The organism is Microbulbifer sp. MKSA007, from assembly GCA_032615215.1.
Lineage (GTDB): Bacteria > Pseudomonadota > Gammaproteobacteria > Pseudomonadales > Cellvibrionaceae > Microbulbifer.
In genome coordinates, this window is the sequence record CP128432.1 from 94,545 (window position 1) to 104,565 (window position 10,021).

General features: G+C 48.6%; 9 protein-coding genes and 2 pseudogenes. 1 reads left to right on the forward strand and 10 read right to left on the reverse strand.

Features of this window, described 5'->3' with window-relative positions; translation table 11 throughout:
* Positions 1-174: 174 nt before the first annotated feature.
* The 10 genes and pseudogenes from repB to QT397_02545 all read right to left on the reverse strand — a co-directional run bounded on the left by repB (position 175) and on the right by QT397_02545 (position 9,204).
* Entirely contained in the window at positions 175-1,203 is a 1,029-nt protein-coding gene (gene repB / locus QT397_02500; protein WNZ54029.1) for a plasmid partitioning protein RepB, read from the reverse strand.
* Positions 1,200-2,189: an AAA family ATPase gene (locus QT397_02505; GenBank protein WNZ54091.1), complete on the reverse strand. Its 990-nt coding sequence runs from the start codon at positions 2,187-2,189 to the stop codon at positions 1,200-1,202. The genes repB and QT397_02505 overlap by 4 nt, the downstream gene beginning before the upstream one ends.
* Before the next feature lie 233 nt (positions 2,190-2,422).
* Positions 2,423-2,548 (reverse strand): hypothetical protein, encoded by a 126-nt coding sequence (locus tag QT397_02510; GenBank protein ID WNZ54030.1) that lies wholly within the window; start codon positions 2,546-2,548, stop codon positions 2,423-2,425.
* A gap of 888 nt (positions 2,549-3,436) precedes the next feature.
* A pseudogene (locus tag QT397_02515) lies at positions 3,437-4,692 on the reverse strand (type II toxin-antitoxin system HipA family toxin).
* Positions 4,689-4,913, reverse strand: a complete 225-nt coding sequence (locus QT397_02520; protein WNZ54031.1) for a type II toxin-antitoxin system Y4mF family antitoxin — start codon at positions 4,911-4,913, stop codon at positions 4,689-4,691. The pseudogene QT397_02515 and the gene QT397_02520 overlap by 4 nt, the downstream one beginning before the upstream one ends.
* Positions 4,914-5,077: 164 nt before the next feature.
* Complete coding sequence (locus QT397_02525) at positions 5,078-5,506, reverse strand: transposase (GenBank protein WNZ54032.1); 429 nt, start codon at positions 5,504-5,506, stop codon at positions 5,078-5,080.
* Between the two features lie 43 nt (positions 5,507-5,549).
* A pseudogene (locus tag QT397_02530) lies at positions 5,550-5,777 on the reverse strand (DDE-type integrase/transposase/recombinase).
* A 172-nt stretch (positions 5,778-5,949) separates the two neighbouring features.
* The gene (locus tag QT397_02535; protein ID WNZ54033.1) at positions 5,950-6,924 is read right to left on the reverse strand and encodes an AAA family ATPase; all 975 of its coding nucleotides are present in this window, start codon (positions 6,922-6,924) and stop codon (positions 5,950-5,952) included.
* Entirely contained in the window at positions 6,918-8,570 is a 1,653-nt protein-coding gene (locus QT397_02540) for an IS481 family transposase (protein ID WNZ54092.1), read from the reverse strand. Before QT397_02540 ends, QT397_02535 begins: the two co-directional genes overlap by 7 nt.
* 31 nt (positions 8,571-8,601) lie before the next feature.
* The gene (locus tag QT397_02545; GenBank protein WNZ54034.1) at positions 8,602-9,204 is read right to left on the reverse strand and encodes a recombinase family protein; all 603 of its coding nucleotides are present in this window, start codon (positions 9,202-9,204) and stop codon (positions 8,602-8,604) included.
* Positions 9,205-9,473: 269 nt separating this feature from the next.
* On the opposite strand from QT397_02545, the gene QT397_02550 reads away from it, so the two are divergent.
* A complete protein-coding gene (locus tag QT397_02550; GenBank protein WNZ54035.1) occupies positions 9,474-9,926 on the forward strand; it encodes a hypothetical protein in 453 nt (150 codons plus the stop codon).
* Positions 9,927-10,021: the final 95 nt, after the last annotated feature.

Here is a 10,021-nt window from a genome sequence, read left to right on the forward strand (position 1 = left end):
TTGCATGTTAGTTTTAGCTCAAAACGGCGCAGAAAATCATTCCTCCACTTAAAAAGTGGGGTTGTATATTTTCCTCGAACGCTCTACAAAGAAATTGCTACATAACTTCGAAGCGCTGATTGCGTTTTGAATTTGATTTGGGCCTGCCTAGTGCAGGCCTTTCTCTTTTCTAGATCATGTTTCCTCTTTCTTCAGCTCATCAAATCTTTTCACCAGATCCGGAAGCTGATCGATCAGGTATTCACCAAACTCCTGCCCGAACTTTCCCTTCCAAACGAAGGAAGCTCCCTTGGCAGTGTTCGAATATTCCGCTAAATCGCCACCAGAGAAGAGGAGGGTAGATGGCTCTTTTTTAGTCGGACGCTTTTTTCCCGCGAGATTGTTCTGAGCAGCTTTTAACACCAGCCGAAAGCGTTCATCGCTATCACCATTACGCCATTGCGTAGAGCTCTTGATAGGATTCAGTAACTTTGCCAGCTTTCCAGCATGGGCAGGATTTTGATCTATTAGTTCCCCCAACTTCATCCAACTTGGACGGCCAATTTTGGGAGCAGGGCCGATAGCTTCAATAACGTCTGCAGGAACAAGGCTTGGAACTTTTAGGTAGTTGCTAAGCGTTCCCTTGGATCTAGCGCCAATAGCACGAATAACTACCTCAGACGGATAGTCTACCTTTAGCCTCGCTGCAAACAATGCTGTCTCAATGAATGAGAGGTTCTTTCTCTCATGGTTCTCTTGACCCTGCGCTATTACTAGTTGTTCGTTGGACAGATCCTGGACAACAGCCTTAAGCATGACATCTAGCTCAAGACATGCTTTCCAACGACGATGACCGTAAGCAATCTGAAACTTGTCCGGTTCTCCCATTACAGGACGGACCAAAACAGCTACTTGTTGACCATCTTGTTTGATAGACGCTTTAAGCTGTTCAAAGTCTTCGTCATGATCGGAGGGTAACCGGTCTTGAACAATAGATGGGATACACTTGTGGGGATCAATGCTTTGAACCTGATCTCGACTAACAACACCACTAGTCCTGCCAACCTCTGAAAGAGCATCTGTCATCAAGCCTAATGGGCTGGTTCTACTGACTTTAGTCTTAGTGCTTTCGCTTGGTGCGGGGCTGGGATTTGTCGGTTTTGACACATCTCCACTGATAATGGAGTTCAACAGCTTTCTGCTTTCACTACGCTTAGTTGTCATAGTCTACCCCATCCGCGCAAAATGATTTTTTCAATTTCAGCATTTGCTTGATTCATGAACTCGATTGCACGGTCGTATGTCTTTGGATTGAACTGATTTCGATCAGATTCATAAAGTGTTAGCTGACGGGTTCTGGCTTCCTCAACTGCAGTCGTATTAACCATTGAATGGTCCAGCACGTTCTTCAGATAGGTGCGGAGAATTTTCGAAACGTCATTTTGTGGCGTACTCGCTGTGTTGAAGCGAGTGATCAAATAGTGCAGCGTTTTATCCGTGATGTACTCTGACCCTAAAGCTCGCTTGATCGCCGCTTCGTACTGTTCTTGGTGAGTAATAGAGGTCATCAAATACTGGGCCATGGATTCACAATCTAGCATTTGTGGCTGGATAGTGAGGAGCAAATGATTAGAGGCTCCAATAGCAGCATTCGATAGATAACCTAGGTTTGGAGCTGTATCGCAAACCACAACATCATACTGATCTTGAACGTCAGTCAACGCAGCCTGAAGGCGCAAGAAATATAGCCTTTGAAGTGACATCCCTCGCATCTTTACTCTCAGACTATCAACTTCTTGAGACAGGCGTTCAAACTCTGATCGCGGCAAGTTGCCAGAAGCCAGACTGTTCTCCAACTCAGCTAAACGAAGGCGCATTTCGCGCTCTTCTTCCATCGTTGAAGTCGTCACGCGTGGAGCATCAAACTCCCAATCAGCGACCCACAAACCACTCGGTACGATATCTAAGTTTTCAAAGTAGGTCTTTTGCGCAACTTCAGACATAGGGCGAGGGTTGTCATACCGAATAGCTGCATAAAGGCTTTGATCATGTGTAACACGTTCCGGAACGATACCCATCATTCCACTGGTAGATCCCTGCGGATCGAGATCTGCTAAGAGAACTCGATAGCCTTTTAATGCGAGATATTGAGCAAAGTGAACTGCTGTTGTGGACTTAGCAGAGCCACCTTTGAAGTTTACGCAGGAAATAACTGCAAGCTCTTCATCACCTCTACGACGAGGATCGTAGAGGCGCGCCTTTTCGTCACTCGTTGTCTTCTGCGCAAGATGCTGCCGTACCGCATTAATGTCCGCGAGCGTATAAAATCGTTGTTTAGACTTACCTACCAGCTCGGGAGTGAGGCCTAACTCGTCAGCATGGTTATTGAAATGAGCACGAGATACCCCAACCCAGCTGGCAGCTTGAACAGTCGAAAACCGTTTTAAGGTCTTAATGGCAGCAGGAGGAAATAAACTTCCGACATGCTTGCCAAAACACCTTGCAGCGCCTCATGATCAGCACGCATGTGCTTCAAAATGTTGGAGTCGTGATCAATCTCAGTGTTCATAAATCAATTTCCAGATCGCAATGGCAACAATGCTGTTTCTCAACATTCACCTACAATCTGGTAAAATCAATAAAGAAAGGGTTAATTCACGTTAAGAGTATCTCAAAAATTGGGAAAACCGCAAAAAATCCGAAAATCGAAGAGGTTTTTTGCCTCTTTTTCATCTCCATTCCAGTGGAAACAAGCAGTTTCAGGAGATAAATAGAATCGGTTACACGTATCCTGAACATGCCCCTAACCACGCGAAAAGAGCTTCTGAGAACCAACGATTTTCCTGCCTTGAAATCGCACGTAATCTGGGTTTGAGCTTATGATTGCAGGTTCTAACACTTAAGAGGCTAGGCTAAAGATACAGGCCATTGTTCTCTAATTGTTCTTCGTAACGTCCAAATATGCACGCTCGGTCCAGTTGGGCCTATAAGAGCCCCAACCAGATATTTTCTCGCTTTCATCAAAGACTGTGCCTGAGGGATTAAGGGATGCCTGGAGCTTTCTAAGGCTCCACTCTAGCTCTGAAAGCCTCTTGTTCTGGAGTTCACGTCCCAATTTCCCTTGATGTATCAATAGCTGGCCATTATTGGCCGAAATCTGACCAAAGTGGCTTAATTGACGCGGCAGAATATTTCTCGTAGTTCTGCATCTTCACTCCTCTTAAGAGCACCGTTAAATTACTTTACCAAGCCTTTTCATAGGGGTGAAAGGGGGGATTTGTGAATTCTTCTTTAACCTGGCATGCAAGTTGCAATTGTGTTTGCGCGCAGCTGCGGATCGGGGTCAGGAGCTGCAGCCCATTGTTGTTAAATGAGGTTCATTTATATGCTTTGCTGCGTCCGTCCGCACACGGAGGACGCTCACCAAGATATACCCATAATGCCGCTTTTACTACTGTTAAGCTTTTAGGATTTGCTCTTGCAGCAACCGACTTCGGGTTTCGATAATTTTATGAACTCGGGATAAGATCGGGTGTGTAATCCCATTTTCTGACAGTTCGCTCATCAATTCTGTTGCGGCAGGATTGATCTTTTGTGTGAGCTTGCTCAGTTCTGAGCTCAGTAGTTTTTGTGCAGCTCTGGTTTCCGGGACCAAGGCCTGCCAGTTCTTTAGCTGAAGTGTATCAGCTTTATCCCGGCCTCCAATTTTCATTGCCATTTTCTTGGCCAGACGCGGATAAGCCGTTGTACAGATCACATCATAAAGTGGTGCAAGATCAGGCGTCGACGTACTATACAAAAGTGCATAGTTTTTCGCGTGAGCATCTGCATTTCCCACCAGGTAGTGGTAGATCAGCAAGCGTTGGAATGTGAGCCGACCAGCTGCAGGCCGACGCGTATGCGCCTGGATGAGTGCCTGAGCTTTTGCAGTACCCGGACCGCCTTCTTGCTCGTACTTCAGCTCAGGAGCAATGCTCAGTGCCTGGCAAAAATCTTCCTGGTGAAGCTTTTGGATAGTGCCATCTGATTGATACTTGCGATCGTAACGTTCGACCAAAATGTAAGGTGTATCGCCGGCAAGCCCTCGGGTGACTTTGGGTGCGTCAAAACCTAGACGGCGTGCCAAGGTCATACAGAACAATTCGTTCTCAACCGTGCCGTCCAGGCCTTCAATGAATGGCTTGAGAATATGGGTCGTTGGGCGACCATCTCGGGGCAAAATGATTTGGCCATCCTGCACAGCAACAGCCAGTTTATCTTGTGCTCCAGCCAAAGACAGACGGATCCCCTGCTCTCCTCCCAACAACGGTCGATCTCGTAAAATATGCAGCACGTCAGTGAGCTGCTCAGAGCTGAGGGTCTCGGCCTCTTCAATCAAAAACTCTGGAAGTGACTGGCCCTGTGGGATGAGTGAAAGTGCTCCAGCGCACTCTCCGCCAATAATCTCCAAAAGGCCGAAAGCGTTTTGCTCTGATACGCCCAGAGCAGCTGCCAGTCGCCTGCGTGCGCGCTCATCCGGTAAAAGACCAGAAAAAATGGGCGAGCGACAAAATCATCGTAAGGCTGTTCGCGCAGCGGCATACTAACGGAGATAACTGGCCCTGAGATCTGTAGATAGTCGGGATCATATGTAAACCGAAGTGTGCCCTCCGGACTTTGCTCCAACGTTCCTGCGAGAGTTTCGTGGAGATAGACATCCAGAGTTCGGCTCATATACCCTCTCCCCTCCCAGTGATTTGAACGCTCAAGCCAAGTGTCTCGAGAACCGCAAAAACCAATCCGATCCGGCTGGTTTCCTTGCCGTGTTCCAATTCGCGCAGAAAACGCGGGCCTACGCCAGACAAAGCAGCAAGCTGCTCTTGTGTCAGATTTTGCTGTTTGCGTGCTTCGCGGATCAGCTTACCTATCGAGTTCGTATCGGATACATCGGCCATTTTCGTCCCTTTCGGGATGATATTATCACAGCGGAGCATTATTGGGAAGAAAAGATCCCGATCGGGACGTAATTAAGAATAACACCCCGAGATCTGCCTTAAAGATCCCGATCAGGATGTTTTGACTACCTTTAGTATCGGATAATGCTAGTATTTAGGCCGATTTAGGGCAGGCCGACCCAAGCTGCGAAATCTCGCCCTTTACGAAAGCTCTCACGCGGTGGTGCAAGGGTTACCACAGCCATTGCACACATCGGTCCAATACCTGGGATGGTCATCAATCGCCCTGCTGTTGCATCTTGTTTTGCCGATGCTTCAATACGCGATATCAGATCATCAATCTGCCAATCTAGTAAATGCAGATGGTCAAAGAGCTTTATGCACATGTTGCGCATGGTCAATGGCAAGTCGGTTTCATGTTCATCCAACATCTGAGCTTCAAGCTTTCTTAAGTGAGTTGGTCCTTGAGGAGCCACAATCCCGTACTCAGCAAGGTACCCATGCAACGTGTTAATTGTCTGGGTGCGTTGAGATATGAATAATTCACGTGTTTTCAAAAGAATGGATTGAGTTTGTTGCTCAGCTGATTTCACAGTAATAAACCTCATCTCAAGTGGGGCTGTTCATCTCAAAACTGCCAGGAAACCTCTTGGCAGTTTTGGCATTGCGAGTGGGAGAGGGATAAAAGCCGATAGTTTTGTCGAACTTGTCTACGGTCCGGTAGAGATAGGCCCATTTTCCGTGAGCCTTTATGTAGTTTTCGTCGTACCTCCAATTGCAGGAGAATAGACGACGCCATCGCCATCGCCATCGCCAACGCAGTCGCTTTTCCATATCCAGTGCATACCTCTGGACCCATCTGTAATTGTAGGGACTTGAGATCAAAATGTGGCGGACTTGAGATTATCCCGATTTTCGGCTCAAATTAATTGAGACTCTAATTCCAGTTGGGCTCAGATTAACTGAGACTGAGCTCAAACTACGTGAGACAGGCTCACATTGCTGAGACTGAGTTCATCTCCCAGAGAATGAAGGCTTACAACGCAAGACCGGCTGCCCGCATCTTGTCAGCAAGTTCTCGTGTCCTCGAATTATCCAGCTGGCCATTGAGGAAGTTACGGATTTCGCCTTGCCGGGCGTGGAACTGATCGGCCAGCACTTTGACCGAATATCCCTGCCGCGTAAGCCGTGGCTCCAGGTCATTAAAATCGGGAGCCAGTGTCGAAGTTACTATGTCAAGGGTGATTGGCTTTTGACCAAGGCGGAACCCAGCTTCAAAGGCCCTGTCCAGATATTCAGCAAACTGGAGCGGTGTGTTTAAACGGTTGGCCAAGTGGTCTAGAGCCTCAGGTTCGATAAGCGTATCAATATCCGCATGCTCTTCAACGCACGCCTTGAGCAACCAATCCAGATATGCGCGCGCGTCCTCACCTAACCCTTCAAAAGGCAAGACATCAGTGCGGTGCCCAATTTCCTCCATGGTTGGGCGGCGCAAGTCGTTGCGCAGTTTAGGATGGCCAACCAGAACGACGGAGAGTGTTCCGCCGCCACGGGCGATAACTTCCATCAAGCGTTTCAGGCCAATCAATGTCTTCCCATGCAGGTCATGGGCTTCATCGATGAACAGAGCAACGGGTTTTCCAGATCGGGCAACCAGTTTTCGCAGCTCGCGCTCACGTTTCTCGCCTTGTGTTGGTATTTTGGGAGTTTTCTCTCGTGATAGATCATAAAACAAAGCCGCAATCAGCGTTGGAATAGTGGTACGTGCTTTATCGACTGACAAGCTCTCCGCCACAATCACCTTCCGTTCCTTGGCAATCTCATCCTGAAGACGCTGTAAGAACACTGTCTTGCCGATTCCGATGGGACCGGTGATTGCAATCAGTCTGCCAGCTCCCAAACTAGATCGTACCGCTTTACCGATTTGCAAATGGTTCTGGGTTTCAAAGAACCCAGCATGACGCCAGTCTTGTGTCAGTTGGTAATGATCCATAATTTCTGCACTTAGCATTCCGGTATCTCCTTGCTAGATCGCAACCGCACAAAAGAGAACCGGGCACTGATATCGTTTTTGATCAAGGCCTTGTCGAGCGTGCGCTCAACGAGCGCATTGACGAAGGCAAGGTCATCCTGGCTAAGTCTGGACAGCGGTTTTTGCAGCATTTCGGATATACCCTTGAGGGCATCCAGGCGGTTAGAATAGGCAAGTTGTCCATACGGGTCTGGGTCAACAAACGGCTGGCTGTGTAACTGGACAACGTTCTCATGAAAGAGCTCATCATCTTCCATTCCAGTGAGCGCAGCTTTTGGAACAGATATGTTCTCTGCCAAAGCCCCGATGCGATCCGCTCGCTTTTGTGAGGCCGTTTTCCGTGGCTTCCTATAGCGGTGCAGCGGAATAGGGCCACCAGAAGGTTTGTAAGGCCCATATCGCTGTGTGCCAAACTCGACAAACAGCTCATTGTCGAAGAGCCCCCACCAGAGTGTTACTCTTTCACCGGCAAGATCGGGATCAACTTCATAAAAGGCTCCACCCACCTGTATGCGAGCATCTCCAGCAACCTTGCGGGTCTCTGGTTCGCGGGCAAAGGTACAGAACCGTTCCCAGGAGCACATTTGCCGTATCCCAGCATCGGGCAGGTTCTTCACCCAGTCCTCAATCCGGCTGTGGGGTTCCCGCCTGTGAGGCTGGGCGTTGTAGCGGTCAATGAAGCGGGCAAGCCAACTGTTGGCTTCGGCCTCAGTCGCCGGTTTATGGAAGTGATACAGGGTTTCGTGTGCTTCTTTAACGGTTCGAAAGGGTCGCTCGACCTTTCCCTTTGACCGCGCGGTTGTCCGGCGGCCATCACTTCCTGCTGGCATATGCGGCATCACAAGGACCCCAAGCCGCTCCATGACTGTTGCAAAGATACCGCTTTTAGCAATCGGTCCATTATCCAGATAAAGCGCTTCGGGAATTCCTTGTAAGGCCGGGCCGTCGCCTTCTTTTGGGGCCATGGCATTGAACAGAAATCGCAAACCGCTTTCAACATCCTCACCATAGACACAGCGATATTCCTGATAAGACGTACCGCTGCGATCATCTACCACGCTGAAGAGCATCAGCGTGGGCGTTCCTTTGCGATGTGGGTCAATCCAGGATGGCTTTTCAATTTCCTTTAGATCTGACGGACTGATATCGAACTGCCACAGTGCATTGCTAGATTTGGCTTCAAAACGCACAGCCGCTGGGGCTCTTGTCATGCGGGCGTGGTCATAGCCCCACAGCTTCAGATACCGGTTGACCGTTGCTTTGCTCAACAGGCCTTTGGGAGCTTGAACCAGACCCTTTGGTGTCTCAATCCCTGTTGTTTCAATTAGCTCGATGGCGCGGACAGTTGAAACATGACGTCCCTTTTTGTTGGAGGTGCGTATTTTTAAAGCAGCAATGATCTCGCAGTACCGCTCCATCTCAACACGTGGGATTTTCCTTGGGGAGCCATGGTCGGTACGACGCACCCCTTGCGGGCGCAACTGGCCTTGAAGGGCGCGGTATACACTTGCCCTCGACAGCCCATAGAACTGGACGGTGCTCTCAATAATTGATTTTCGTTCGGGATGGCGGGGCGGCAACTGATCCAATCGGCGGCGCAAATCAAGTAGCGCCTCTGCTGGTATACCCCCGCCGCGACTCATTGCGTAGCCGCTTTCAAAGAGCTTGACCGGGGGCTTTCACCGAACCATCCCCATTCAGATACATATAGAGTGTCGTTGTCGTGATCCCGAGGCGGCGAGCCAGATCTGCTGGTTTTGTGTCCCGATTGGCCATGGCTCTCATCGCCATCCGAAGCATTTGCACGTCCATTTTCCTGGGGCGTCCTCCACGTCGCCCGCGCGCTCTTGCAGCAGCCAGTCCCGCTTTGGTTCGTTCTGCAATCAGCTCGCGCTCGAACTCAGCCAGCGAAGCAAATATGCCAAAGATCAAGCGCCCGTTTGCGGTGGTGGTATCAATCTCTGCGCCAGCTCCACCAAGAACCTTAAACCCAACACCACGTTCTCTGAGCTCATCTACCGTAGAAACGAGGTGCTTTAAGTCGCGCCCAAGACGATCCAGCTTCCAGACGACAAGGGTATTACCGGGCTGCAGTGCCTTCAGGCAAGAGGTCAATCCGGGGCGATCATCGCGCCTTCCGGAGGCCTTGTCCTCATAGATCCGCTCGACCTCAACGCCAGCACCAACCAGCGCGTCACGCTGTAGATCCAGCAGTTGACTTCCATCCGATTTAGACACTCGTGCATACCCGATGAGCATGAGCCCGCCCTATCTGTCAGAAAAGACCTTGAACAGGATGCAATCTTGCGATGTTTTTTGCAACGGGTTTTCTTGCTAAGTGACGTAAGGATTTCTGGGCTTGACCTAGTCGCAAGAAAAACGGAGGATTTTCTGACAAATTAATCAGAGGTATACTCTCAAAGATATGGAAAATTACTTTAACTATCTTAATGGAAGCTAAAATAATCTAAGTAACAATTCAATTCTTACTTCTACTTTAATTCACTACTCAAGGTAGAGCAAAGACGATGAGATCAGTTCTCCCAATAATCACCAGCGTTTTATTGATAGTAAACATCAATACACCGGCTATAGCGATTATAAAAAACACCGATTTTGACAACTACAACATAGACTTCTCCGGGATATCTCTCGTAGATATAAACACCAACAAGTTAGATTTCTGCCAGAAGCGCTATGAAGCCGGTTTTACGACAGCTAACCATCCTGGCTCCACACAGTTCTCAGTCAAGCTGATATCGGATAAAGGGCACGAAATAACGGTAGTTTCTAGAAGTGTTGATGTCACAGAGGGGATTTTCTCGATTACAAGTCAACATGAAATCATTTTCCCAGAGGATATCAGCAACACTCCAATACGACTTGACGTGTTTACCACGGGATTAATTGGCCACTCAGACGCTTCAGGAATATTCTCCGACGGCATCTGTCGAGGACTGATCCACATTGTGAAGATATAGCGCATATATAGTTGTTCTCGCTACAGAGTAGCAACTTAAGATTTTTCTAACTTTTCAATACCCAGAACGAACTTAAAATAACGATTTGACTTTTT

What these genes read in the sequence shown, in the direction of transcription:
- QT397_02545 (WNZ54034.1), bottom strand. Translation starts at nt 9,204, where the DNA reads ATGCTCATCGGGTATGCACGAGTGTCTAAATCGGATGGAAGTCAACTG.
- QT397_02510 (WNZ54030.1), bottom strand. Translation starts at nt 2,548, where the DNA reads ATGAACACTGAGATTGATCACGACTCCAACATTTTGAAGCACATGCGT.
- QT397_02550 (WNZ54035.1), top strand. Translation starts at nt 9,474, where the DNA reads ATGAGATCAGTTCTCCCAATAATCACCAGCGTTTTATTGATAGTAAAC.
- QT397_02535 (WNZ54033.1), bottom strand. Translation starts at nt 6,924, where the DNA reads ATGCTAAGTGCAGAAATTATGGATCATTACCAACTGACACAAGACTGG.
- QT397_02520 (WNZ54031.1), bottom strand. Translation starts at nt 4,913, where the DNA reads ATGGCCGATGTATCCGATACGAACTCGATAGGTAAGCTGATCCGCGAA.
- repB (WNZ54029.1), bottom strand. Translation starts at nt 1,203, where the DNA reads ATGACAACTAAGCGTAGTGAAAGCAGAAAGCTGTTGAACTCCATTATC.